The sequence below is a fragment of the Actinoplanes sichuanensis genome (assembly GCF_033097365.1).
Lineage (GTDB): Bacteria > Actinomycetota > Actinomycetes > Mycobacteriales > Micromonosporaceae > Actinoplanes > Actinoplanes sichuanensis.
The window spans coordinates 4,479,456-4,503,760 of sequence record NZ_AP028461.1; the positions used below are offsets into that span (position 1 = coordinate 4,479,456).

The following is a 24,305-nucleotide window of genomic DNA, read 5'->3' on the forward strand; positions in this document are numbered from 1 at the left end:
CGTCGCTCAGTAGGCGAAGATCGCCGGTACCGGCTCGACCAGCTTGTGGTCGTCGAAGTCGAAGCGGACCTCGTCGATCACCTCGACCACCCCGGGGACCAGCGCGACCAGACGTGCGAGCAGCACCTTCGTGGACCACCGGTCGACCTGACCGGCCAGCGTGACCACGCCGCGTTCGACCGAGGTCCGGACGGCCGCGGAACTCTCGGTCAACACGACCTCGTCGATGGTGGATCGCACGTCGGCGTCGATGTCGGCGTCGGGACGCAGATGTTCCTTGAGCAGGTCGCTGCGGGTGACGATGCCGACCAGCCGGCCCAGATCATCCACGACCGGCAACTGCTTGAGGCCGGTCTCGTCGAGGAGCCGGGCAGCGGCCCGGATCCCGGCGCCCGGGGTGAGCGTGACCGCCGGAGCCGTCATCAACTCGCCGGCGGTCCGGGCGGCGGCCTTGTGATGCTGTTCGCGACGGCGGCGTTCGAACCAGCGGGGTTCGTCCTCACCCACGAACTCGATCTTGCGGAGCAGGTCCGACTCGGACACCACTCCGAGGACCCGACGGTCGTCGTCGACGACCGGGACGGCGTTGATCCGCCGGCCGATCAGCAGGTCGACCACATCCCGGTAGGGGGTGTCCGGCCCCGCAGAGACCACGTCGGCGGTCATCACGTCACTGACATGCCAAGTCTTCATGGCGTTACCTCCACACCCCACGCTAGGACGGCCCGACCCGAGCCGGCAGGGCCGCAGATCCCGGCCGGGCGGGCCATCGGCCCCGCCACGCCGAGGGGCGATGCGTTCACCGTGAGGTCGCCCCTCGGCAACGGCAGGTCAGGCGTCGGCGTCCTGCTCCGCCCCGATAGCCACGGACCACCAGGACCGGGCAGGCCGCGCCGGATTCAGCCGCTGAGGTGGACCGGACGATGGACCACGGCCTCGATGTCGGCCGCGGTCACGTCCAGCAGTTGGTAGGCCAGGTCAGCCAGGGCGCGGGCGGTGGCCAGTTCGTCGCCGATCTCCGGGACCTCACGGTCCCGGGGTGCCCGGCGGGCCACGCCTTCCCCGCGCACCTGTGGACGAGCCTCGGTACGCAGGACGGCGACGGCACGGGTACGGCGATCGTCCTCGTCCTCAGTGATGGTGACCTCGACCGTCCAGGTCCGGGTGTGCATCTTCATGCGCCTCCTTCACGGTCAGTACCTTCATCGCACTACGCCTGCTCGCGTACGCCCAGTGCTGTTGGTCCCGGATCCGGAAACGGATTGCCCGGACTGCCGGGATACGGCAGCCGAGGCTCCCCTTGGCGAACGATCAGGCCGGAGCCCCCAGTCGGTGGCGGTGCCCCGGGCCGTCGCCGCTGTGGCGCCCACCCGTCCCTGAGCCGGCAGCGCCCTGCGATCCCACACCCCCGGTCATGACTGTCGCGACGAACCACGGGCCCGCCGGATCGCGGCGAAGTCGGCAGCCGTCACCGGCGACCGCTCGAACACCATCGCCGCGACACCGAGCAGGGGCAGAGCGAGGCCGCTCGCCGCGCCGTACGCTTCCGACCGGCCGGTGTTCACGGCAGTGGGTGTCGGCTGCGAGTGACGGCCAGCGGGCAGTGGACACGTCGGCGGATCGCTCGGATGATCGCGTCCTCCCGCAGGCCGTGTGTCTCGGCCATCACCAGGAGTCCGCCATCGTGGGTGGCCGCGGCCAGCACGATCGCGGCATCCAGGCCGGCGTGGACCGTGACGGTCACCGGCACCGTCGGGTACTTCTCCGACCACCGCTCGATCACCTGATGCACCTCGTCGGCCGGGCCGGCGACCGCGGCCGCCCCGGCGACCAGGACGTGCAGCGGCACATCCCGATCACCGGCGGCTTCGAAGCCGTGTCGCAGCACGTCCTCGGCGGACGCGACCGCGAGGATGCCGGCAACGACCGGGCCGGGCATCTCACCCTCCGCTCCGGACCGCCGGGACCAGAGTGAAGTCGACGGCGGCGACGCCCGGCACGGTGCGAGCCAGCACGGCCACGACGCCCCGTTCGGTGGGGTCGTCGAAGTCTCCGGCGATCCGGGCGACACCACCGTCGACCGTCGCCGTCCAGCGGTGCTGCCCGTCGGCGTACTCGTCGAGGCGGTGTTGCACCTCGGCGGTGAGCACATCGTCGCCACGCACCATGGTCCGCAGGATGTCCCGCCTGCTGACGATGCCGACCAGGTCCCCGTCGTCGAGCACCGGGATGCTGCGCACGTCGTACTCCAGCATCGCCTCAGCCGCCTCCGCGACATCGGTGTCGGGCCGGGTGGTCACGGGATACGGGGACATGACCTCGGCGACCAGGCCGGGCCGCTCCGCCGGATCGGTGGCCGGCAGCGGCCGCAGATGCGCGGTCGGGTCGGCGGGGACGCGATGCCACAGCAGGTCGCTCTCGCCGACCATACCGACCAGAGCGCCGGACTCGTCGAGAACCGGCAGCGCGGTCACCGATTTCGTGGTCATCAGCGTGGCCGCGGCGGCCACCGGGGTGGTCTGCTCCACCGTGTACACCGGGCTGCTCATGATGTCCTTGACACGCATCGCCCTCACCTCACCTTCCGGCCATCTGCCGGGTCAGGTCGACCAGACGGTTGGTGTAGCCCCACTCGTTGTCGTACCAGCCGAACACCTTCACCAGCCGGCCGTGCGCCTGGGTCAGGCGGGCGTCGAACACACACGACGACGGGTCGCCGACGATGTCGGTGGACACCAGCGGCGCGTCGGCGTACCGGATGATGCCGTGCATCGGTTGCCCGGGCGCGGCGGATTCCTCGACGGCACGATTGACCTGCTCCGCTGTGGCCTCGGCGGCCAGCAGCAGCGACAGGTCGCTGATCGAGCCGTCCACCACCGGCACCCGCAGCGCCACCCCGTCGAGCCGGCCCGCCAACTCCGGCAGCACGAGCCCGACCGCTTTGGCCGCGCCGGTGCTGGTCGGGATGATGTTCACCCCGGCCGCGCGGGCCCGGCGCGGGTCCTTGTGCGGCGCATCGAGGATGTTCTGGTCGTTGGTGTACGCGTGGACCGTGCTCAGATAGCCACTCTCGATGCCGAACGCGTCGTGTAACACCTTCACCAGCGGCGCAACACAGTTGGTCGTGCACGACGCCGCGGACACGATCCGGTGACGCACCGGATCGTAGCTGTCCGCGTTCACCCCCGGTACCAGAGTGGCGTCGACGCTCTTGCCGGGCGCGGAGATGAGTACCCGACGGGCGCCCGCCTTCAAGTGCAGCGCCGCGTCGTCGCGGGTACGCAGCTTGCCGGTCGACTCGATGACCAGGTCGACACCCAGCTCCCCCCACGGCAACGTGTCCGGACGCCGCTCGGCGAAGGTCGGGATGTCGTGCCATCCGACGGTCAGCCTTCCGTCGGCGTAGGACACCTCCGTGTCGAGCCGGCCGAACGTCGAGTCGTACTCGAGCAGATGCACCAGCGACGCCGCGTCGTACAGGTCGTTGATCGCCACGACCTGAAGGCCCTGGTTCGCGAGAGTCTTGTCGGTGAGGCGACGCAGGTAGTTGCGGCCGATCCGGCCGAAACCGTTGATCGCGATACGGTAGGTCATCGCGGGCTCCCTCCGCGTTGTCGTCCTCCCTCCAGGCTTTCGCCGACCCGGCCGCCCGGGCAGGGCCGAAGGGCCCACTCGTACGAAGACCGGCCTTCCGCCGAATCGGCTGCAGCGTTTCCGACGCCGTGACGGCCATCGAGAAGGTGGCTACGACGGACGTCCGGGTCTTTCGACCCTGACGGACCCTCTCAAGGGCCTGCGACGGTGGAGGCACCGATGGACTCCGGAGGTGTTACCGATGACCGAGCCGGCGAACAACGTGACCCTTTGCGAGGCACGCGATGCCTTGGAACGCGCCGTTCGGGTGTCCCTTCGGGCGCCGTCGGTGTTCAACACTCAGCCCTGGAAGTGGCGCCTCGCCGGTGACGTGCTGGAACTGGCGTCCGATCCGGGCCGCCGCCTCGGGGCCACCGACGCCGAGGGACGGCTGCTGCTGCTCAGCTGCGGCGGCGCCCTGCACCACGCCCGGGTCGCCCTGGCCGCTGCCGGATGGCACGCCGAGGTGCAGCGCTTCCCCGAGGAGCATCGCCCGGACCTGCTCGCACGGATCCGTGTCACCCGTCGCATCACTCCGGACGCCACTGCCCGGGATCTGGCCGCCGCGGTCAGCCGGCGCCGTACCGACCGCCGAGCGTTCGGTGGGCGCCCGGTGGCCGAGCAGACACTGACCCGCCTACGCCGGCTCGTCGAGGCCGAGGGCGCCCGTCTGCGGGTCGTGCCGGACGATCGAGTGGTCGAACTGGCCGACTCGGTCGATCTGGCCGCCTACGTCAACTACATCGATCCGGCTCACCGCGCCGAACTCACCGCTTGGACGCACCGGCCCGCCTGGACCGGAGACGGCGTGCCGCCGCAGACCGTAGTCACACAGAGTCTGCGGCGGGTGCCCGTACGCGACTTCCTGCCCGGCGGCTCCCCCGGTCTGCCGGCCAGTGCCGACCAGGACGAGGGCGCCGCCTATCTCGTCATCTTCGGCGCCTCGGACCGGCCGGTGGACCTGCTCCGCGGCGGTGAGGCCATGTCCGCCCTGCTCCTGCAAGCCACCGCCGAAGGCCTGGCGACCGCCCCCATCAGTGAAGCGGTCGAGGTGATCTGGCCCCGTCAGTTGCTGACCCGATTGCTGGCCGGCGCCGGCGAGCCGTACCTGATCGTCCGGCTCGGCTACGTCGAGTCAGCCGAAGCCGTGCCCCCGTCGCCTCGGCGCACACCCACCGACGTCCTCAGCATCGAGGACTGACCGCGAGCCGATGACGGCGAGGATCGGATGTCCGGGTACGGCGGCTGCCCGGCCGGCGTTTCTGCGCCGGAGCCGTTGTCTGTACAGACCCTCAGCCGGCTGCGGCGACGAAGTGGCAGACCGGCGCCGTGGCGGAGACGTTGGTGCCGTCGGAGGTGCGGACGTACCAGCCGTAGGAGTGGCCGGCGATCAGGGTGGGCAGCGTCACCGAGACGGTGCCCGAACCGGTGACGTAGTTGCTGGCCGAACCCGGACCGCCCAGGTAGATGGGCTGCGGCTGGCCGGCGTCGGTGTTGTCCCAGATGGAGAATTCGCCGCGGACCGGGACCGTGGGGTCGTCGTGGCGGACGGTGGCGCTCAGGCGCGGGGTCAACGACGGCACCGTGCCGTAGCCGCCGTTCTGGTGGCAGCCGGGGTTTGCGGTGTCGGCGGCCGGGATGGTGTCCGTGCCGGTGGGCACGGCCGGCAGCATGGTCTGGCCGGCGCGCAGCTTGGTGATCTCCGCACTGGCCAGGGCGTAGGGGAAGAGCTGCAGGTCGTCGAGGCCACCCTGGTAGGCGGTGCCGACGGTGACCGGGGTTCCGCTCGGCACGCGCTTGGTGTGTGCCACGCTCCCGGCGAGGGTGCCGTTGACGAACAGGTTCATCTTGGCCGTCACGGGATCGTGGGTGGCCACCAGATGCGTCCACGCGCCGGGCTGGGCGGTGGCGAGGACCTGATCGACAGCGGCACCGGCGGCATCGGCGGTCACCATGGCGAACCGCCATTTACCCCCGGTATACGACAGGTCGACGGGGCTGCCGTTGTTGTTCGCCTGATTGATCAGGGAACCGTTGGGAGCCGCGGCGTCCGGCTTGGCCCAGACGGACACGGTCAGACCGCGGCGGCTGTCGAAGACGTTGACGGTGCCGTCGACACCGCTGACCACGGTTCCCGTGCCGTCGAAGCGCAACGAACGGACCCGTTCGGTGGAGCGGGTGACGCCGCCGGCCAGTTTCCCGGTGAGGCCGTTGATCGAGCTGTCCGCCGTGGTGGTGCCGGCGGCCTCATCGAACTTCCAGGTCAGCGCCTGCCCACGGGTGAACGCGAGCAGCGGTGCGTGGTCCGACAGGCCCGCCGGGTCGTCGGCTGCGGCCGTGTTGGTGTTGGTGTCGGCGAATTCGGTGAGCGAGTCGCAGTAGGTGAACCCGGAGGCCGCGAACACGTAGTCGAGCTTCTGCTGGGCTACTGCCGGTTCGGCGTCCGTGCTGTTGAAATGGGTCATCTCGTTGATCGCGTCGCCGGGTGCGTAGGCCTGCTGATCGCATTCGGGGTACGCGTCGAACAGCGGCCGGATCGGCGACGTCGAAGCCGAGCCCTGGCTGGTGTTGAAGTCGCCGCCGAGCACCGGCACCGCGACACCGCTGATCTTCTGCTTCAGCGACGCGGTCTCACGGGCGTACTCGGCGTCGTTGTTGTGCAGCAGGTGGGTGCCGCACGGCGTGTTCTGCCAGCCCTCGACCCGTACGCAGAGCAGGTTGGAAGTGCGTTTGGTCGTGGTGTCCGGATAGTGGTTCGGGTCCCCGGCGACGAGCAGCGGCGTCACCGTCGACGAGGTGATGGTGCCGCGGACGGCGATGACCTGACCGAGGGTGCCGATCAGGTCGCCGCCGCGACAGTCGGATCGGCCGTCCGGGCGGGCCACGACGGCGGTGCGGTAGGTCCAGCCGGGGCCGAGCGCTGCCATCAGTGGTGCCAGGTCGTTGCGGTCGCCGCCGCGGCCGGCGGCCTCGTCGGGGTAGCAGACCTCTTGGAGCATGACCACGTTGAGGTCACGTTGGCGGACGATCGTCTCGATCGCGGCGGCCTTGGCCTGCGGTCGCGACCGCCACGGACAGTAAGAGGAGCTGCCTCGACTCCCCCCGGCCTCGCCACAGATGTTCCAGGTCATCATGCGGACGGCTTCGCGCTGGTAGCCCAGTCCGTCGGCCGCGGCCGCCACCTGCACATTCTGGTGCTGTTGCTGCTGCGGAACGGCGATCCGGACGGCCGCGACGGTGGCCAGCACTGCTGCCGTCACCCCGACCATGGCCAGTAATCTTCGCAAGACATTCCCCCGATTTGATGAAGCAGGAGCGAAGATCATATATATGCATGCCTGCCGGGGGCGTCCCGCAGCGCGTCCTTCACGCCTGCCGGACGCTCACCGGCGACGATCAGAGCGCCCTGCGCTTGCGCTCGTGACCCGGAACGCGAGCGTGCACGACGTTTAGAACGCATCTGACGGATCATGATTGGCTCCGGTCCGGTTTGGCGCGGAGCCAAATCATGATCGAGGCGACGGTTACCGTTGCCTCGTAACGGTCTTTGAGCTTGTCGTACCTGGTCGCGACGGCCCGGAACTGCTAGAGCCGATGGAAGACCCGTTCGACCCGCTTACGGTCCTTGTACCGCTGTGCGTTGAAGTTCGGCGGCCGCCCGCCGCGGGAACCCTTCCCGGCGCGGCTTCTGCGCACATCATCGCGTTCCGGAATGGTGTGCGGGATCCGCCTGGCCTTCAGCGAACGCCGGTTGGCCTTCGACCCGTACGCCTTGTCAGCGGTCAGATGATCAAGACGCTTGCGGGGCCGGCCGACACCTCCGGGCCGGGCCACCGCGACGTTGTCGAGCAACGGCACCGGTTCCCGGGTGTCGGAGGCCTGCCCGGGTGTGAGCCGTCTGACCAGACTGCGGCCGCGTCCATCAGCAAGCAGATGCAGTTCGGTGGGCAGTCCTCCTCGCGAGCGACCCATCCCTTGGGCTGCCCGCGAATCCGCCCTGCTCAACCCCCTTTACGGGCCCCGGCGGCATGCTGGTGCGCCCGCACGATGGTGGAGTCGACCTGCGCACGCCAGTCGAGATCACCGGCCGCGTCGGCCTCCGCCTGCAGATACTTCTCGATACGTGCCCAAGTGCCGTCCTGCTCCCACCGGGCGAACCGTACCGATCCGGGATCTCATCCCACTTCGCGCCGTTCTCGACGCGCCACAGGATCCCGTTGATCACCTGCCGTTGATCACGCCACCCGACCACCACGCTGCGGTGCCATGGACGGCAGCAACGGCTCCAGCCGCTCCCAGTCCTGATCATTCAGATCACCAGCCACAACACACCAACGATCGACCACAGTCATCCGTGATGATCCATCAGATGCGCTCCAAACCTGTGCACGGCCGGGCCCTCAGACTGGATCATCATCGACCTGCATGACATCGACGACCCCTCCGGGGCGAGCGTGCCGTTCTGGCTCGCCGCCTGGCGCCAGGCTCGTCTCGAACCGCCGCCGACGCAGTTGGCGTTCACCCTGCCGGCTACGACAACGCTCGGCTGGCGGTTGCGCAACCTTCGAGGACCACAGCCACGCGTGTTGACCACCATGTACGAAGCCCGCAGAGCGATCGCCGGGCGCATGTCACGCGACAACCGGCTACAAACCCGCTTGCCCAGTCTACCGGCCTCCGTCCGTACCGCCCGCCACCTCGTCGCTCAGGGATGCCGCACCTGGCACCTGCCACACCTGCAGCATGACGCACTGCTGATCGTGTCCGAGCTGTCCACCAACGCCGTGCAGCACGCCGCAACCGACTTCGTCGTCACCCTGACACGTGACGACGCCTCCCTGCGGGTGGCAGTCCGCGACGGAGCCTCCCCGTTTCCGCGTCCCGGCGATCCCCAACTCACCGGTCCGCAGGCCTTGCTTGGCGAACGGGGGCAAGGCCCGCGGCTGGTGCACACCCTCGCTACCGCATGGGGCGTCATGTCGGCACACGGCGGTAAAGTCGTCTGGGCCAACGTGCAATGACACTCAAACCGATAGCTGCACCGGGCGGTCATCAATAGCGGCAGCGTCCACCGTCGCTGCCGCACCATCGGCCGTCTACTGCTCACGACCGGGCGACCGGCCCACGGCAACGGCTGGATTGAGGACGGCGCTCGACGGTCGAGCGCGCCGTTCTGGTGGCGTCGGCCAGGCCAGCACCGGACGTCGCACGTTTCGGGCGTGCTGGAGCCGGTGAGCGGTCCAGCCGGCGAGCACGCCGCCGGCCACCGGTGCGACCAGGTAGACGGCGAGCAGATGGAACTCGCCGGACAACAGGGCCGGCCCCAGCTGTCGTGCCGGGTTGGCGGAGCCACCGGTGATGGTCCCCAGCAAGGCACCCTGAAGCCCGAACAAGCCGCCGACGACCCACACCGCCCGCCAATGCGGTCGGCAGGCCGTCATCCAGCACATCACCCCCACTATGACCAGCAGAGTCGCCGCCTCAGCGACGGCGACCGACGCGTCAGGCCAACCCGGTCCCGGCTGCACCACCGCCCAACGGACAGGCCCCCCGGACACTGAGGGGCCCCAGGCGACTCTGAGGAGAGCCGCCGCGGCGATCGACCCAGCACTCTGGGCCAGGAGGTAGGGCAGGACACGCCGGGCCGGCAGGAGGCCGGCAGCGAAGACACCCAGGGTGATCGCCGGATTCATGTGCGCACCGCTGAACCGTCCCGGCCGGGAATCGGCGAACCCGACAATGGTCAGGCCGACGAGGATCGACACGGCGGCGACCCTGATGCGTAGTTCGTTCGCCGAGGCACTCGGCGGGGCGGTGCCGATCCCCCAGTGGACCAGGCTGAAAACGGTGGCCATGAACGTCGTGGTGAGGCCGAACTCGACTCCGGCGGCACGTGCGTCGACGGCGTTGGGCCGCATGGTCACGGGCCTTGCGATCTCCATGGCATGAGCATCATCGCGAGATCACGGTGTCAGCAGGGTCCAAGGTCCTGTCACCTCAGGTCGGTCAGGTGCCTGTCCACTGCCGCTACGAGGGGTTACCGGCCGAGGGCTGACAAGGGCCTTCATCGGCGCGAGTTCCCGCGCTGGCAGACGCCGTTCGCGCAGACGGAGGGGTGTGGCCCGGTCGCGGTAAGCCCTGCCGTGTCGGGTCGTTCGGCCCTGACTGCGTTCTGGGCAGCCGCCGTAGCGTCACCTTGGGGCTATGGCCGTTCTCCTCAATCGGGAGCCGAAATGATCGTCCTCAGAAGGTTGGCGTGTGCGGTCGGCCTGCATTCGGGGCAGCGGCTCCTTCCCGACTGCCGATGCGAAAGCGTGCGTGTCTGCACCACGTGCGGCAAGACCGACAAGATCGTCCGCCACACATGGGGCGGGTTCTCCTACGCCGATGCCGGCCGCTGCGAACAGGTCCGCCGCTGCGAGCGATGCGCGACGACGCAGTCCCGGACCCGGCATGAGTGGGGTCCCTGGCGGTATGCGAACACGGAATTCGGGGCGCCGCAGATCCACCGGTGCCACCGGTGCCACGAGACGGAGAAGACCGCCTACACGCTGCGATGAGGGCGATCGGGCGGGCGATGGCCACGGCATGCGCCGTGGTGAGGCCACGAGTCCGGAGGTTCCGCCATGACCACGCGAGACGAGGTTTTCCGTGCCGAGGCGCGTACTGCCCTGGAGGTGGCCGCTCGGGCATCGCTGCGCGCTCCGTCGGTCTTCAACACCCAGCCTTGGACGTGGCGTCTCACCGGCGATGTGCTGGAGCTGTCGTCCGACCCGGCTCGCCGGCTGGGGGTGACCGACGCCGAGGGCCGTCTGCTTCTGCTCAGCTGTGGCGGCGCGCTGCACCATGCACAGGTGTCGCTGGCAGCCGCCGGGTGGCACGCCGATGTACAACGTCTCCCGGAGGAGCAGCGCCCTGACCTGCTCGCCCGGGTGAAGGTGACCAAGCCCAGCGAACCGGATGTGGAAGCTGAACTACTGGCCGCCGCCATCAGCCGGCGCCGCACCGACCGCCGCGCCTTCGGTGACCGCCCGGTGCCCGAGGAGATCCTCACCCGCCTGCGCCGGCTCGTCGAAGCGTGTGGCGCCTATCTACATGTCGTACCTGATGAGCGGGTGCCGGAACTGGCGATCTCGGTCGACCAGGCGGCCGACGCCAACTATTTCGACCCGGCTCATCGCGGTGAGCTCACCGGCTGGACGCACCGGCCGGCCTGGACCGGTGACGGCGTGCCGCCCAGTACCGTCGTCCAGCCCAGCCAGCGACGTGTACCGGTCCGTAACTTCCTGCCCGACGGTTCGTCCGGTCTGCTCCCCGGCGCTGACCATGATGAGGGGGCGACCTTCGTCATCATCTTCGGCACCACTGACCATCCGGTCGATCTGCTCCGCGGTGGCGAGGCCATGTCGGCGCTTCTGCTGGGGGCAACCGCCGACGGTCTGGCGTCCGCGCCCATCAGTGAGGCCGTCGAAGTGGCGTGGCCCCGGCGTCTGCTGAGCCGACTGCTCTCCGGGATCGGCGAGCCTTACCTGATCGTGCGACTCGGCTATGTCGAGGAACCCGATGAAGTCCCACCGACACCCCGCCGTTCACCTTCGGACGTGATCTTCATCGAGGACTGATCGGCAGCACACCTTGCGGTACCGCTAACTCGGTCAGTGCGGATGCTCGCCCAACAGGCGAGTGGCCAGCACCGCCGCCTGGGTCCGGCGTTCGAGGCCCAATTTCGCCAGGAGACTGGAGACGTAGTTCTTGACCGTCTTCTCGGCCAGGAACATTCGGCCGGCGATCTCACGGTTGGTGAGGCCTTCCGCAACCAGTTCGAGGATCTTGCGTTCCTGATCGGTCAGCCCGGCCAGTTCGCGGGGTTGCTCGACACCGTTGCGGATACGTTCGAGCACGCGCTGAGTGACCGCCGGGTCCAACAGTGACTGCCCTGCGGCGACTCGGCGCACCGCGTCGACCAGGTCGTGGCCTCGAATCTGCTTGAGGACGTAGCCGGATGCCCCGGCCATGATCGCCGCGAAAAGCGCTTCGTCATCCTCGTACGAGGTGAGGATCAGGCCTTTGATCGATGAATCCACGGCTCGAACGTCGCGGCACACGTCGATGCCGCTGCCGTCGGGCAACCGGCCGTCCAGGACGGCGACATCGGGCCGCAGCGCGGGGATCCGTCGGGTCGCCTCCTGAGCCGATCCGGACTCGCCGACCACTTCGATGTCGCCGCCGGCCTGCAGCAGATCGACAAGACCGCGACGGACCACCTCGTGGTCGTCAAGCAGATACACGCGAATCATGGGATGTTCCTACCCTCCGGGGACAGCTGCCGCAAAGCCTGAAGCCATACCGATCACTTTCGCTCGTACCGCTACTGCGACATGGTCTCGCCGCAGACGCGTGTCCGAAGCCGAGCGCCGTGACGGGGCGCCGCAGACATGGGCGTCGCCGCTGAAAGGGGGGGAACGCCTCCGGATCGCCGCCCCGACCGACCCCGGCATCGGACACACGTTGGTGAGCAGTCGCCTGTCCGTAGCCGATCCCACCCCGTAGTGAACCACGGCTTCGTCGGCCAATGCGGTGGCAATTTATTACCTTGACCCACCCGACGACGCTTCGGCGTCATCGACGGACGACATCCGCCTTGCTGTGCCTGTAGCAGAACTGCTGGAGCCCGGACTACCGAAGAGAGGCGCTGCATTGTGGTGAAGGTGCAGAACCGCGTGGTCCTATTGCGGGGTGAAATCCCGTCTGTACAGGTGATTCGACCGGCCGACAAGATCGTCTGGAAGACGCCCGGTGTAGCCGACCTGTCGAATCAGCTGGTCGTTCAGCCTCCACGTGATGGGCCGCGCCCTGGCCCTCTGGAACGACGAGGTCTGCCTCACTGTTTTGACCAGTCCCGAAACGCCGTCCGATTGGACCCGAACCACGCCGCGAGAGCGGTAGAACACGCCAGGCGCAGCTCTATTCCCGGCTCGCCCCTTCGACGCGGGCGATGTCCAACTCGAGCCGGACGGTGCTCTCGCCCGGTGACGTGGTGCGTTCGACCCGTTCTTTGATGCCGAGCAGCATCCGCCTTTCCATGATCAGGCTGCCCGGTTCCATCACGAACCGGGTGGCCATTCTGTTCGCCCACGAGGCCGCGGGCGCTGCGATGCGGTTGCGGCTGATCAGGCGTGTCCCCAGGCCGTCGGGGCTCAGGTGGAAGGTCCAGACCCAGTTGCCGTCCTCGGAGCGGAAGCTCAGGGTCGTTGCGGGCCGGAAGATCGCGACGCGGACGCCGGGCCCGTCCGGCCCCAACGGCAGTACGTCTCCGACTGCCAGCTGCTGGAACTGCGGCACGATCTGGTCGGCGCTGTGCATGTCGAGGCCGAAGAGGTTCTCGATCCAGTCGTAGGTGTAGGCGCCACCGCGGCCGCTGCCCATCTGCACCAGCCACGGCCACACCGCTGTCGGCGGAGCGTCGATCGTGATGGCCCGGGTCGACTGCAGGGCTGGTTCGGCGAGCAGTTCGTCGCCGGGCAGCGAGCCGGCCGCTTCTTCAGAGGTGGCGCCCCACGTCAGGTACCACCGGCGGGCGGGCGGCGAGTACGCTGCGGCCGCCACGCCGGCGGCGATGATCCACGGGAGTCTCATCGCGACAGCACCACTTTGAGTGCCCCGGTGTGGATGGGGCCGGCGAAGACGTCGTAGGCCTCGGCGAAGTCGTCGAGAGTGAACCGGCGGGTGACCATGTGCCCGAGGTCCAGTTGTCCGGCGACGAGCATGCCGAGCAGTTTTGGTGTGGAGTAGGTGTCGACCAGGCCGGTGGTGATGGTGATGTTGCGGATCCACAGGTCCTCCAGGTGCAGGACGGCCGGCTTGCCGTGGACGCCGATGTTGGCGATGTTCCCGCCGGCGCGCACGAGGGTGGTGCACAGTTCGAAGGTCTGCGGTGTGCCGACGGCTTCCATGACCACGTCGGTGCCGGCCAGCACGGCGGTGTCGGCGCCGAACATCTTCGCCGCCTGCAGCCGGCTGTCGGCTTTGTCGATCACGACGATGTGGGCGGGTGAGTAGAGCCTTGCGGTGACGACAGCGGCGAGCCCGATCGGGCCGGCGCCGACCACGACGACGGTGTCGCCGGGCCGGACCCGGCCGTTGAGCACGCCGACCTCGTAGGAGGTGGGCAGGATGTCGGCGAGCAGCACGGCCGCCTCATCGGTGACCGGGTCGGGGAGTTGTAGGTGGACAGGTCAGCGAACGGGATCCGGGCATACTCGGCCTGTACCCCGTCGACCGTATGGCCGAGAATCCAGCCGCCTCCGCCGAGACATTGTCCGTAGCTGCCCTCACGGCAGAATCGGCAGATGCCGCACGCCGAGATGCACGACGCCAGCACCCGGTCGCCGGCGGCCAGGCCGGTCACGCCACTGCCGGTCTCGACGACGGTGCCGACCGCTTCGTGACCGAGGACCCGACCGGGCGTCACCTCAGGCACGTCCCCGCCCAGGATGTGCAGGTCGGTACCGCAAATCGTGACGGCATCGACCCGAATCACCGCGTCACGTGGCTCCTGGACGACCGGATCGGGGATTTCCGTCCAGGTTCTGACCCCCGGTCCGCCGCATACCAGTCCCTTCATGGTGCCTTTCCTTACGTAAATGGCTCCAGTTCCACCCTTGTCCGCTCGCCCGCGATCCGGCAGGGGCGTTCGGCCCTACTCGGCGGGGCGATCGCAGGTCTACCAACAAGAGAAAAGGACTGACCGCGAGCCAACGAGGGCGAGGATCGGATGTCCAGGTACGTGTACGACTTCATCGACGGCGGCAAGGATCTCAAGGACCTGCTCGGCGGCAAGGGCGCCAACCTCGCCGAGATGACCCGGATGGGCCTGCCCGTGCCACCCGGCTTCACCATCAGCACCGAGGCGTGCCGCGAATACCTGCGTACCGGGTCGATGCCGACCGGTCTGCTCGACGAGATCGAACAGCATCTGCGGATGGTCGAGGAGAAGACGGGAAAGCCGCTCGGGGATGCGCACGATCCGCTGCTGCTGTCGGTGCGCTCCGGTGGGAAGTTCTCGATGCCCGGCATGATGGAGACGATCCTCGACATCGGACTGCGTGACGCGAATGTCGCCGCGCTCGCCCGGCACAGTGGCGACGAGCGGTTCGCGTGGGATTCGTACCGGCGGCTGATCCAGATGTTCGGCAAGACCGTCTTCGACGTTCCCGGCGACGAGTTCGAGACGGAATTGGCCGCGGCTCGCGAGGGTGCGGGTGTGCGGTCAGACGCCGACCTGACCGCTGCACAGTTGCAGGACGTGGTCGGCGCGTACAAGAAGGTCTTCCACGCTCACACCGGGCGAGACTTCCCGCAAGCGCCGCACGAGCAGTTGCTCCTGGCCATCGCGTCGGTCTTCGAGTCCTGGAACGCCGAGCGGGCGGTGCTCTACCGGCAGCAGGAACGAATTCCGCAGGATCTGGGCACGGCGGTGAACGTGATGGCGATGGTGTTCGGCAACCGCGGTGAGGACTCCGGAACCGGGGTGGCGTTCACCCGTGACCCGGCCACCGGGCGGCGCGGCGTCTACGGCGACTACCTGCGCAACGCGCAGGGTGAGGATGTCGTGGCCGGGATCCGCAACACGATGAGCCTGGACGACCTGGCCACGATCGACCCGGCAGCGCACCGCCACCTTTTGTCGATCATGGAGAGGCTGGAGGAACGCTATCGCGATCTGTGTGACATCGAGTTCACGATCGAGAACGGGAAACTGTGGATGCTGCAGACCCGGGTCGGTAAGCGCACGCCGGCTGCCGCGTTCGTGATCGCCGGGCAACTCGTCGACGAAGGCACCATCACTCTCGACGAGGCGCTGCAGCGGGTCACCGGCGAACAGCTCGCCCACCTGATGTTCCCGAGCTTCGACACCGCGGCCGCCCCGGCGCCGCTGGCAACCGGAGTCCCGGCTTCACCGGGCGCGGCGGTGGGCGCGGTCGTCTTCGACTCCGCCGCGGCGGCCGCCGCGACCGAGCCGGTCATCCTGGTGCGCCGTGAGACCAACCCCGACGACCTGCCCGGCATGATCGCCGCGCAGGGCATCCTGACCAGCCGCGGCGGGAAGACCTCCCATGCCGCGGTGGTCGCTCGCGGCATGGGTAAGACCTGCGTCTGCGGCGCCGAAGACCTCGAGATCGGGCCGGACTCCTTCACCGTGCGCGGACAGGTGATCCGCGCCGGCGACGTCATCTCCGTCGACGGCACCACCGGCCACATCTTCGCCGGATCCGTGCCGGTACGGCCCTCCCCCGTCGTGCGCTACTTCGAGGGCGAGCTGACCCCCATGGGCGACCCGCTGCTCTCCGCCGTTCAGCGGCTCCTGGCCCACGCCGATCACATTTCGCGTCTCGGCGTGCACGCCAACGCCGACACCGGGATCGACGCCGAACGGGCACGCCGGTTCGGCGCCACCGGGGTGGGCCTCTGCCGCACCGAACACATGTTCCTCGGCGACCGCCGGGTACTGGTCGAACGGCTGATCCTCGCCGACGGCGACGCCGAGCGCGAGGCCGCCCTGGCGGACCTGCTGCCATTGCAGCGAGCCGACTTCGCCGAACTGTTCACCGCGATGGACGGCCTGCCCGTGACGATCAGGCTGATCGACCCGCCACTGCACGAGTTCCTACCCCCACTGGAGGAACTGACCGCCCGCGTCGCCCGCGCCGAGGCGCTCGGCGAGGACCCGGGCAGCGACAGCGCCCTGCTGACGGCTGTGCGCCGCATGCACGAGGCCAACCCGATGCTCGGACTGCGCGGCGTACGTCTCGGCCTGGTCGTCCCCGGCCTGTTCGCGATGCAGGTCCGGGCCATCGCGGAGGCCGCCGCGGCGCGGGTCGCCGCCGGCGGCGACCCGCGGCCGGAGATCATGATCCCGCTGGTCGGTGCGGTTCAGGAACTGGCGACAGTACGGGCGGAAGCCGAGTCCGTGCTCGCCACGGTGACCGGTGCGCCACCGATCCGGATCGGCACCATGATCGAGGTCCCGCGCGCTGCCCTCACCGCCGGCGAGATCGCCGACCACGCCGACTTCTTCTCCTTCGGCACCAACGACCTCACCCAGATGACGTGGGGATTCTCCCGCGACGATGTCGAAGGCGCGTTCTTCGGCCGCTACCTGGAACTGGGCATCTTCGCCGCCTCACCGTTCGAGACCCTCGACACCGGCGGCGTCGGCGAACTCGTCCGCATCGCCGTCGAGCGCGGCCGGGCCGCCCATCCCGGCCTGGTCACCGGAGTCTGCGGAGAACACGGCGGCGATCCCGCCTCGATCCGCTTCTTCCACCACGCCGGCCTCGACTACGTCTCCTGCTCCCCGTTCCGCGTCCCGATCGCCCGCCTCGAAGCCGGCCGGGCCGCCACCACCGTGGCCAGCGCCTCGGACAGCAGATAGGCCACCGCCATGACCACCTACCTCGACCGGCGATCCGATCTGGTCACCGTGCGCGCCGGACGACGAGAGATCGGGGTGTACGCCGTCGGCGCCGATCGAACCACGTTCGTACCGGCCGTCGATGTCACCGCCATCGTGCTCGCCTCGCTGGCGACCGCCGCCCTGACCGCGACGGCAGTGGCCGTCGCGGTCGCCGTGCGCAGGCAACCGGCAGTCGGCGCCGTCACCATGGGCCCTGGCGGGTGGGTCAGCGTCAAACGCAGTTCCTGCCCGCCGCTGCGGGCCGCGCCATCGCAGCCGCGGCCGTGGTGGGCGCACGCCTTACGGGCACACCGCCTGGTCGTCCAGCGGTGACCACGAATGCCGGGCTGCCTGTCGCACTACGGACGTCGTTGCTTCATCGCATGATGATCGTCCGGGAACTCGCCGGAGGATGCCGCGCGGCCGACGTGTTTCGTGACCGTCGTCTGCCGTCGATCGTGGAGTACAACGCCGAAGCTGCTGTCGTCGGCATCGCCGAAGCGCTCGGTCCACTCGACACGTTGACGGCGTCAGCGGGGCCGCCGCCGGCAGGGGGGCTTTCCCAACCGGGACGCGAATCCCGGTCGGCGCCGCTGACCATCTGGCTGAATGAGCAGGCAAGCCAGGACATACGGCAGTGTCTGTCGGCGCTGTTCGTTGTCCTGCACGACTCGCCTTCTCCCGAGGCTGAGGACGTCGCCGTCGACGGTGGGGACGTCGAGGCAGTGCTGGTGGCCGCCCGTCACGCCGCATACCTGGCCCGCGGGCACGTAACGCAGCTGTTGCATCTGCTCAACGACGGTCCGCAGGGCCCACGCGATCCCATCGCCGCGCTGTCGGGCAGGTTGCTGCGGGACCGTCAACTGGATCACAACGCCCTGGGCGCGATCAGCCGGGATGCTCGGCGTGTCGCGGCGGGTTTGTCAGCAACGGGTCTCCGACCGACCACCGGTCGCGGCGGCACACCGGTACCCCACGAGCTGCGGGCCGGTGCGCCGTTCCTGCAGGACTTCGCCGGGTACGTCCGCCAACTCACCCCGGCTGCATCGCTCGTGTCCGGCATCACCGATCCGGTACGTCGTTGATCAGTCCTCCGCCTTCGACCGATCGGCCCCCACCCGCCAGCACGGGTGGGGCCGATCGGTCGCGGAAGATCTCCGGGTCAGGTGTGGGCGGCGAACTGACGGGTCAGGTCGACGAGGCGGCTGGTGTAGCCCCACTCGTTGTCATACCAGCCGAACACCTTGGCCAGCCGACCGTGTGCCTGGGTGAGACGGGAGTCGAAGACGCAGGAGGCCGGATCGCCGATGATGTCGGCCGACACGATCGGCGCCTCGGTGTAGCGGATGATGCCGTGCATAGCCCGGCCCGGTGCCGAGGCGTCCGCGACGGCATCGTTGATCTGTTCCGCGGTCGTCTCGGTGGCGAGCATCAGCGTCAGGTCGCTGATCGAGCCGTCGACGACGGGAACCCTCAGCGCGACACCGTCGAGACGCCCGGCCAGCTCGGGCAGCACCAGACCGACCGCCTTGGCCGCGCCGGTGCTGGTCGGGATGATGTTGACCGCGGCGGCGCGGGCACGGCGCGGGTCCTTGTGCGGGGTGTCCAGGATGTTCTGGTCGTTGGTGTAGGCGTGCACGGTGGTCAGGTAGCCCTGCTCGACACCGAACGCGCGATGCAGGACGGCGAGCAGCGGCGCCACACAGTTGGTGGTGCATGAGGCCGCGGACACGATCTGATGCCGGACCGGGTCGTAGGTGCCGGCGTTGACCCCGGGTACCAGGGTCGCGTCGACGCCCTTACCGGGTGCGGAGATCAGCACGCGGGAGGCGCCCGCCTTCAGGTGCAGGGCGGCGTCGTCGCGGGTCCGGAGTTTGCCGGTCGCCTCGATCACCAGGTCGACGTCGAGGTCTCCCCAGGGGAGGGTGTCCGGTGTCCGGCGGGAGTAGACGGGGATGCTGTGTCGGCCGACGGCCAGCACATCGTCGTTGTGGCCGACCTCGGCGTCGAGGCGGCCGAACGTGGAGTCGTATTCCAGCAGGTGAGCGAGGGTCGAGGTGTCGTACAGGTCGTTGATCGCGACCACCTGAAGTTGCTGACCGGCCGGATCCTCGGACACCAGGCGGCGCAGGAAGTTCCGGCCGATCCGGCCGAACCCGTTGATGGCAACACGGTAAGTCATCGTTCCTCCAACCTTTCGTCACCGTCAGCCTCGCCCCAACGGCCTGACACAGGCCAGGGCCCAATGGCCCCTCAGCCCGGTTTCCGCGACAGTCAAGGGGCCGTTGGCCCCTGACCGGGGCCGGATGACGAGTGGACACTCGACAGTGGCTTTGTGCATGCGACGGGTTCGGGCCCCGACTCGGCCGGTGCCGCTGGGAGGTCAGCGATGGATGCCATCACGGTCACCGATCTGGTCCGCGGCTACGGGACAAGGTGCCCGCGCTGCTGGTCACCCTGGTCCTTGGGATCGCCTGTCTGGCAGCTCTCGGACTGGCCCTGACCTCGCCGACACGTACCGTGCTCGCCGCGCAGACCCTGACCCAGGGAATCCTCATCCCGCTCGCTTTCATCTCCGACGTCTTCATCGTCGGTGCCGCGCTCCCCGCACGGCTGGCCGTGATCGGCTCGCTGCTGCCTCTCAAACATTTCGCCCAGCCCGCGGCGGAGACCTTCCAGCCCGGTCCCGGCGCGGGCTTCTCCCCCGGCCATCTCGCCGTCCTGGCGGTGTGGACGGTCGTGGGAACGGTGATCGCCGTCCAACGGTTCAGCTGGAGCCCACGCAGGACGACCGGACTGCCCTCCTCAGCCGGGACCACCGCGCCCGGGCCGGTGGCGGCCGTGTCCGCGCCGCGGGTGACCGGCCCGGTGCTGGTACGTGCGCAGCGACCCGACTCCTGATCGACGCGGGCCGGAGGCACGGACGTGGCATTCAGGAAGCGCCGGATCGGCGGCCATACGCGTCGGCAAGGACATTCAGTTCTTCGGCGCCCGCGCCAACCTCGCCAAGGCCCTGCTCTACGTCATCAACGGCGGCCGCGACGAATGGCGCTGCACGACTACCCCGTGCACCGCTTCATGGCCACCGGCATCGCCGGCCTCTCCGTCGCCGTCGACAGCCTCTCCGACATCAAGCACGCCCAAGTCAAGGTGCTGCGCGACGAGAGCGGCCCGGCCGTCGACTACGCCATCGACGGTGACTTCCCGGCGTTCGGCAACAACGACGACCGGGCCGACACGATTGCCGTCGACCTCGTCGAACGGTTCATGGACAAGATCCACCGGCAGCCGACCTACCGCGGCGCCGAGCCAGCCTGTCCGTGCTCACCATCACCTCGAGCGTGGTGTACGGCAAGCACACCGGCAACACCCCCGACGGTCGCCGGGCCGGCGAACCATTTCGCGCCCGGGGCCAACCCGATGAACGGCCGCGACTCGCACGGCATGGTCGCCGCCGCCCTGTCGGTCGCCAAACTGCCCTACTCGTCGGCCCGCGACGGTATCTCGCTGACCATCACCGCCACCCCCGACGGACTCGGACACACCCGCGACGAACGCATCGGCAACCTGGCCGGCGTCCTCGACGGCTACACCGATGCGGCTACACACCGCTCTGGACACCAGCGGCTTCCTAGGCGACCGTGCCGACGACGCGCTGCTCGATGCCACCGACCTGGTGTTGCTCGACATCAAGCCCGGTGACCCCACCACGTACCGCGGGTTACCCGGACCGGCCGCCTTGCGCCCACCGTGCGCTTCGCGCACCGCCTCGCCGACCGCGGCATCCCGATCTGGGTCCGGTTCGTGCTCGTCTCCGGCCTCCCCGACGACCCCGCCAACGTCGACGCGGTCGCAGCCGGCGTGCCCACCGTCGAACGCGTCGAGGTCCTGCCCTTCCATCGCCTCGGCGCCGCTAAGTACGCCGCTCTCGGCCTGCCATTCCCCCTCTCCGGTACCCCGCCACCGGACGCCGGGCTGCTGGAACGGGTCCGCGGACAGTTCCGTGATCACGGGCTGGCCGTGATCTGACCCACCACGCGCCGTCCACGCTTACGCGCCATGGCCTGTGGAGGTGTTTCCTGCCGCATCGGGCCATACCCGGGACGCCATGTGAAGGCCGTTCCCCGGACCGCGGGTGCGGCATAGCCTGTCACCATGGGCTCACATCCGCCGAACGACGATCGGGCCGAACCGCTGTCGCTCGGGCTCAGCCCACTTTCCCGGGTCAGGCTGGATGAGCTTCTTCAGGAGATGCTCGACCGGGTCGGCGAGGTGATGACCAGCCGGGAACGGCTACGGGCGCTCCTCGGTGCGGTCGTCGGCATCGGCGCGGACCTCGGCCTGCGCGGCACCTTGCAGCGTATCGTCGAAGCCGCGTGCACCCTGGCCAACGCCCGGTACGGTGCGCTCGGCGTGATCGGCGCCGACCGCACCGATCTGTCCGACTTCATCACCCACGGCATCGACCCGGCCACCCAGGCGCGGATCGGGGACCTGCCACACGGCCGCGGTGTACTGGGCCTGCTGATCTCCGAGCCCCGCCCGGTCCGGCTGCCGGACATCAACAAGCACCCCGATTCGTACGGGTTCCCACCGAACCACCCGCCGATGCACAGCTTCCTCGGTGTGCCGGTTCGTACCCGCGACCAGATCTTCGGGAATCTGTACCTGGCCGAGAAACAGGACGCCACCGAGTTCAGTGACGACGACGAGGAGATCGTGGTGGCCCTGGCCGCCGCGGCGGGCGTCGCCATCGACAACGCCCGGCTGTACGAGCTCGTCCAGCGCCGGGAACGCTGGTTCGCCGCAACCGCGGAGATCACCGGTGTCCTGCTGGGAACGGTCCAGCGCACGGAGGCGTTGCGGCTCATCGCCCGCCGGGCCCGTGAGGTCTGCGACGCCGAACTCGTCCTGGTGATGCTGTACGACGAGGACAACGCTCAGTACACGATCGAGGTCGCCGACGGCACCGACCCATCCTGTGCCGCACTCGTCGGCAAGCTGGTTCCCGTGGATCAATCGGCGGCCGCCGAGTTCGGTCGGGAGAAATACCGCGACATCGCCGATCTTCGCGCGACCATCGACTGGCCCGGCCCGGTACCGGACTGCCCGGCGATGGCCGTCCCGCTGGCGGGCGCAGGGACTCTGCACGGCGTGCTGATCGTGACCCGGCCCGCCGGCCGGCAACTCACGGAGGAGGACCCGGTACAACTGTCAACTTTCGCCGGGCACGCCGCGCTCGCCCTGGAACGTGTCCGAGCGCAGGAGGAAAGGGAGTTGCTCGCGGTCCTCGGGGACCGGGAGCGGATCGCCCGGGACCTGCACGACGTGGTCATCCAGCGGCTGTTCGCGACTGGCATGCAGCTGCAGGGCGCGATTCCGCATGCGGTCAGGCCGGAGGTGGTCAGGCGGATCAACGCGGCGGTCGACGAGCTGGACGCGACCATCCGCGACATCCGACGGTCCATTTTCGAGTTGCGCACCACATTCGGGCCGTCGTTGCGCGCCGAACTCAGCGAACTGGTACAGGCCGCGGCGCAGACGCTGGAATTCCGGCCCGTCCTGGAGACCTCCGGCCCGGTGGACAGCGCGATACCCGACGACATCAAACCTGAGATCGTGGCAGTGCTGGGCGAGGCGTTGTCGAACATCGCCCGGCACGCCCGCGCCACCAGCGCCCGGGTGTCCGTGCGTGCTGCGGACGGCGAGGTCGTGGTGTGCGTCGAGGACGACGGCATCGGCTGCGACCCGGGACAGGCCCGCAGCGGCATCGTGAACATGGGCGAACGCGCACACGACCTGGGTGGCACCTTGGAGATCGGCTCGGCCTCGAAAGGCACCGGCACGGTGCTGACCTGGAGGGTCCCCACCCGCGAATGAGAAGGGACTTCCGGCCCTGCCCGGCCTGCGGTACCGGCCCGCACGATGAACCCGGGGCCCCTTAGGCGCCCCGGCACCTGCCGCGGCGCCAACAGCACAGGCCTGGTGGCACGGGGCGGTTGCCGCGCCGTCGCTGTCAGGGGGCAGGTTATTCGCTATGAGCTACTCGATCGGTGTCGGCATCGGCGGGTCCGGTGGATCGCCCGCGCTGGCATGGGCCGCCGAGCAGGCCGACTGGACCGGCACCCCTCTCGTGCTCGTGCATGTTTGTGCGCCCGGCTCGCCGCTGGAGCACCTCGCCGGCGACCCCGCACCGGCGCAGTTGGAGCTCATCGATCCGCCTCTCGCCCGCGCCTACGCGAAGACCCGAGCACGTGTTGGTGAGCGACGTGTCTCCCTGCGGATCTTCGGCGGCGATCCGTCGGACCGTCTGGCCGACGCGTCAGCGGGCGTCCGGCTCCTGGTGATCGGTGCCGGTGCAGGAGGCCGGACGGTACGGCGAGTGCTCCGGCAGGCGCACTGTCCCGTAGTGGTGGCCCGGGCCGCACCGCCACCGGTGTCCAGGGCTCTGTTCGGCGGACACGTGGTGATCGGCGTGGACGGCAGCTCGGCGAGCCAGACCGCGATGGAGTTCGCGGTCAGATACGCCGACGAGCATCGCCTGCCGTTAGCCGCCGTCCACGTCTCCGCGGCGAGCCCTGACGACTACTTCTACGACGACGTCACGCTGTCCACGCACTTCACCACCGAACCGGCCGCTCTGGAACTGCTGGCCGACGCGACGGAGCCCTGGGCTGTGAAATGCCCGGCGATGCCGATCAGGCGCGCCGTTCTGCACGGTCCGGTCATCGAATCCCTCACCCGAGCCGGCGCGGGCGCCCGGCTTCTCGTGGTCGGCGACAAACGCCGCGGTGTCATCAGCCGTGCCCGCACCGGAGACGTTCCGCTCACGGTGGCGACTGAAGCGTCGTGCCCGGTCGCCGTCGTTCCGGAGCACCAGCACGAGACTGGCCCGTTGTGACCGGGCCGGATCCGGAGCCGAACCCTCACAGGGCGGCACACCGTTGGACAACCCCATCGTCAGTGAAGGAGGCATAACCCATGACACGTACCACTTGGCAAGATCTACCGCGGTGGCAACGAGCGACGACGCTGGTGCTGGCCCCAGTAGAGCCGGCCTTGACCGTCGTCGCCGCAGTCGACCTGTCACGCCGCCCGGCCGGGCGGATCCGCGGCCCGAAAGCAGTGTGGTGGCCCACCCTGATCGTACAACCGCTCGGACCGGTGCTCTATCTGGGATGGGGACGCCGAACCTGAGGTAGCCCGGCTTGGGGAA

25 protein-coding genes and 3 pseudogenes are annotated in these 24,305 nt (G+C 69.1%); 14 read left to right on the forward strand and 14 right to left on the reverse strand.

All coding sequences use genetic code 11. The annotated features are described in order from the left end of the window. Positions 1-6: 6 nt before the first annotated feature. The 6 genes from Q0Z83_RS20675 to gap (Q0Z83_RS20700) form a co-directional block, all read right to left on the reverse strand. Positions 7-693 (reverse strand): CBS domain-containing protein, encoded by a 687-nt coding sequence (locus tag Q0Z83_RS20675; RefSeq protein ID WP_317795602.1) that lies wholly within the window; start codon positions 691-693, stop codon positions 7-9. 206 nt (positions 694-899) lie between these two features. Beyond that, entirely contained in the window at positions 900-1,178 is a 279-nt protein-coding gene (locus tag Q0Z83_RS20680) for a DUF1876 domain-containing protein (protein ID WP_317795603.1), read from the reverse strand. Between the two features lie 234 nt (positions 1,179-1,412). Beyond that, entirely contained in the window at positions 1,413-1,565 is a 153-nt protein-coding gene (locus Q0Z83_RS20685) for a hypothetical protein (protein ID WP_317795604.1), read from the reverse strand. Then, complete coding sequence (locus Q0Z83_RS20690) at positions 1,562-1,939, reverse strand: hypothetical protein (protein WP_317795605.1); 378 nt, start codon at positions 1,937-1,939, stop codon at positions 1,562-1,564. Before Q0Z83_RS20690 ends, Q0Z83_RS20685 begins: the two co-directional genes overlap by 4 nt. 1 nt (position 1,940) lies before the next feature. Beyond that, positions 1,941-2,567, reverse strand: a complete 627-nt coding sequence (locus Q0Z83_RS20695; protein ID WP_317795606.1) for a CBS domain-containing protein — start codon at positions 2,565-2,567, stop codon at positions 1,941-1,943. A gap of 10 nt (positions 2,568-2,577) precedes the next feature. After that, entirely contained in the window at positions 2,578-3,594 is a 1,017-nt protein-coding gene (gene gap, locus Q0Z83_RS20700; protein ID WP_317795607.1) for a type I glyceraldehyde-3-phosphate dehydrogenase, read from the reverse strand. Positions 3,595-3,835: 241 nt separating this feature from the next. Here gap (Q0Z83_RS20700) and Q0Z83_RS20705 point away from each other — a divergent pair, with 241 nt between their 5' ends. Next, positions 3,836-4,834 carry an Acg family FMN-binding oxidoreductase gene (locus tag Q0Z83_RS20705; RefSeq protein ID WP_317795608.1) on the forward strand — a complete coding sequence of 333 codons (999 nt, stop codon included), beginning with the start codon at positions 3,836-3,838 and terminating at the stop codon, positions 4,832-4,834. 91 nt (positions 4,835-4,925) lie between these two features. Here the strand turns inward: Q0Z83_RS20705 and Q0Z83_RS20710 are convergent, their stop codons facing one another. Both Q0Z83_RS20710 and Q0Z83_RS20715 read right to left on the reverse strand, forming a co-directional pair. Next, entirely contained in the window at positions 4,926-6,920 is a 1,995-nt protein-coding gene (locus Q0Z83_RS20710; RefSeq protein WP_317795609.1) for a LamG-like jellyroll fold domain-containing protein, read from the reverse strand. A 181-nt stretch (positions 6,921-7,101) separates the two neighbouring features. Further along, positions 7,102-7,985, reverse strand: a pseudogene (locus tag Q0Z83_RS20715) (IS5 family transposase). Positions 7,986-8,087: 102 nt separating this feature from the next. Between Q0Z83_RS20715 and Q0Z83_RS20720 the strand changes: the two are divergent. Further along, the gene (locus Q0Z83_RS20720; protein ID WP_317795610.1) at positions 8,088-8,654 is read left to right on the forward strand and encodes an ATP-binding protein; all 567 of its coding nucleotides are present in this window, start codon (positions 8,088-8,090) and stop codon (positions 8,652-8,654) included. 75 nt (positions 8,655-8,729) lie between these two features. Here the strand turns inward: Q0Z83_RS20720 and Q0Z83_RS20725 are convergent, their stop codons facing one another. Then, a complete protein-coding gene (locus Q0Z83_RS20725) occupies positions 8,730-9,575 on the reverse strand; it encodes an MIP/aquaporin family protein (protein WP_317795611.1) in 846 nt (281 codons plus the stop codon). Positions 9,576-10,259: 684 nt separating this feature from the next. On the opposite strand from Q0Z83_RS20725, the gene Q0Z83_RS20730 reads away from it, so the two are divergent. Then, positions 10,260-11,255 carry an Acg family FMN-binding oxidoreductase gene (locus tag Q0Z83_RS20730; protein ID WP_317795612.1) on the forward strand — a complete coding sequence of 332 codons (996 nt, stop codon included), beginning with the start codon at positions 10,260-10,262 and terminating at the stop codon, positions 11,253-11,255. A 33-nt stretch (positions 11,256-11,288) separates the two neighbouring features. Here the strand turns inward: Q0Z83_RS20730 and Q0Z83_RS20735 are convergent, their stop codons facing one another. After that, positions 11,289-11,930 (reverse strand): response regulator, encoded by a 642-nt coding sequence (locus Q0Z83_RS20735; RefSeq protein WP_317795613.1) that lies wholly within the window; start codon positions 11,928-11,930, stop codon positions 11,289-11,291. Between the two features lie 411 nt (positions 11,931-12,341). Here Q0Z83_RS20735 and Q0Z83_RS55845 point away from each other — a divergent pair, with 411 nt between their 5' ends. After that, the gene (locus tag Q0Z83_RS55845; RefSeq protein WP_378079087.1) at positions 12,342-12,692 is read left to right on the forward strand and encodes a BON domain-containing protein; all 351 of its coding nucleotides are present in this window, start codon (positions 12,342-12,344) and stop codon (positions 12,690-12,692) included. Here the strand turns inward: Q0Z83_RS55845 and Q0Z83_RS20740 are convergent. The 3 genes and pseudogenes from Q0Z83_RS20740 to Q0Z83_RS20750 all read right to left on the reverse strand — a co-directional run. Continuing rightward, a complete protein-coding gene (locus Q0Z83_RS20740) occupies positions 12,598-13,269 on the reverse strand; it encodes an SRPBCC family protein (protein WP_317795614.1) in 672 nt (223 codons plus the stop codon). The two genes, Q0Z83_RS55845 and Q0Z83_RS20740, sit on opposite strands and share 95 nt — an antisense overlap. After that, entirely contained in the window at positions 13,266-13,823 is a 558-nt protein-coding gene (locus Q0Z83_RS20745) for a zinc-binding dehydrogenase (RefSeq protein WP_317795615.1), read from the reverse strand. The genes Q0Z83_RS20740 and Q0Z83_RS20745 overlap by 4 nt, the downstream gene beginning before the upstream one ends. 104 nt (positions 13,824-13,927) lie before the next feature. Then, positions 13,928-14,257: pseudogene (locus Q0Z83_RS20750) on the reverse strand (alcohol dehydrogenase catalytic domain-containing protein); the annotation flags it as partial. A gap of 150 nt (positions 14,258-14,407) precedes the next feature. Here Q0Z83_RS20750 and ppdK point away from each other — a divergent pair. Genes ppdK through Q0Z83_RS20765 form a run of 3 tightly spaced genes read left to right on the forward strand, consistent with a single transcriptional unit; the run spans position 14,408 to position 18,174 of the window. Further along, positions 14,408-17,068, forward strand: coding sequence for a pyruvate, phosphate dikinase (gene ppdK, locus Q0Z83_RS20755; protein ID WP_317795616.1), 2,661 nt, complete (start codon positions 14,408-14,410; stop codon positions 17,066-17,068). Between the two features lie 9 nt (positions 17,069-17,077). Next, the gene (locus Q0Z83_RS20760) at positions 17,078-17,422 is read left to right on the forward strand and encodes a hypothetical protein (protein ID WP_317795617.1); all 345 of its coding nucleotides are present in this window, start codon (positions 17,078-17,080) and stop codon (positions 17,420-17,422) included. Further along, positions 17,419-18,174 (forward strand): hypothetical protein, encoded by a 756-nt coding sequence (locus Q0Z83_RS20765; protein ID WP_317795618.1) that lies wholly within the window; start codon positions 17,419-17,421, stop codon positions 18,172-18,174. Before Q0Z83_RS20760 ends, Q0Z83_RS20765 begins: the two co-directional genes overlap by 4 nt. A 77-nt stretch (positions 18,175-18,251) precedes the next feature. On the opposite strand, the gene gap (Q0Z83_RS20770) is transcribed toward Q0Z83_RS20765, so the two are convergent. After that, positions 18,252-19,271: a type I glyceraldehyde-3-phosphate dehydrogenase gene (gap, locus tag Q0Z83_RS20770; RefSeq protein ID WP_317795619.1), complete on the reverse strand. Its 1,020-nt coding sequence runs from the start codon at positions 19,269-19,271 to the stop codon at positions 18,252-18,254. A gap of 254 nt (positions 19,272-19,525) precedes the next feature. Between gap (Q0Z83_RS20770) and Q0Z83_RS20775 the strand changes: the two genes are divergently transcribed. The 7 genes and pseudogenes from Q0Z83_RS20775 to Q0Z83_RS20800 all read left to right on the forward strand — a co-directional run bounded on the left by Q0Z83_RS20775 (position 19,526) and on the right by Q0Z83_RS20800 (position 24,286). Further along, positions 19,526-19,990 carry an ABC transporter permease gene (locus Q0Z83_RS20775; RefSeq protein WP_317795620.1) on the forward strand — a complete coding sequence of 155 codons (465 nt, stop codon included), beginning with the start codon at positions 19,526-19,528 and terminating at the stop codon, positions 19,988-19,990. Beyond that, a pseudogene (locus Q0Z83_RS56080) lies at positions 19,968-20,116 on the forward strand (hypothetical protein); the annotation flags it as partial. The gene Q0Z83_RS20775 and the pseudogene Q0Z83_RS56080, both read left to right, overlap by 23 nt. Before the next feature lie 39 nt (positions 20,117-20,155). Then, complete coding sequence (locus Q0Z83_RS20780; RefSeq protein ID WP_449701859.1) at positions 20,156-20,791, forward strand: pyruvate formate lyase family protein; 636 nt, start codon at positions 20,156-20,158, stop codon at positions 20,789-20,791. Positions 20,792-20,839: 48 nt separating this feature from the next. Then, positions 20,840-21,118: a hypothetical protein gene (locus Q0Z83_RS20785; protein WP_317795621.1), complete on the forward strand. Its 279-nt coding sequence runs from the start codon at positions 20,840-20,842 to the stop codon at positions 21,116-21,118. A 126-nt stretch (positions 21,119-21,244) separates the two neighbouring features. Continuing rightward, positions 21,245-22,969, forward strand: a complete 1,725-nt coding sequence (locus Q0Z83_RS20790) for a GAF domain-containing sensor histidine kinase (protein WP_317795622.1) — start codon at positions 21,245-21,247, stop codon at positions 22,967-22,969. Positions 22,970-23,126: 157 nt separating this feature from the next. After that, the gene (locus Q0Z83_RS20795; RefSeq protein WP_317795623.1) at positions 23,127-23,990 is read left to right on the forward strand and encodes a universal stress protein; all 864 of its coding nucleotides are present in this window, start codon (positions 23,127-23,129) and stop codon (positions 23,988-23,990) included. 80 nt (positions 23,991-24,070) lie between these two features. Further along, complete coding sequence (locus tag Q0Z83_RS20800) at positions 24,071-24,286, forward strand: PLDc N-terminal domain-containing protein (RefSeq protein ID WP_317795624.1); 216 nt, start codon at positions 24,071-24,073, stop codon at positions 24,284-24,286. Positions 24,287-24,305: the final 19 nt, after the last annotated feature.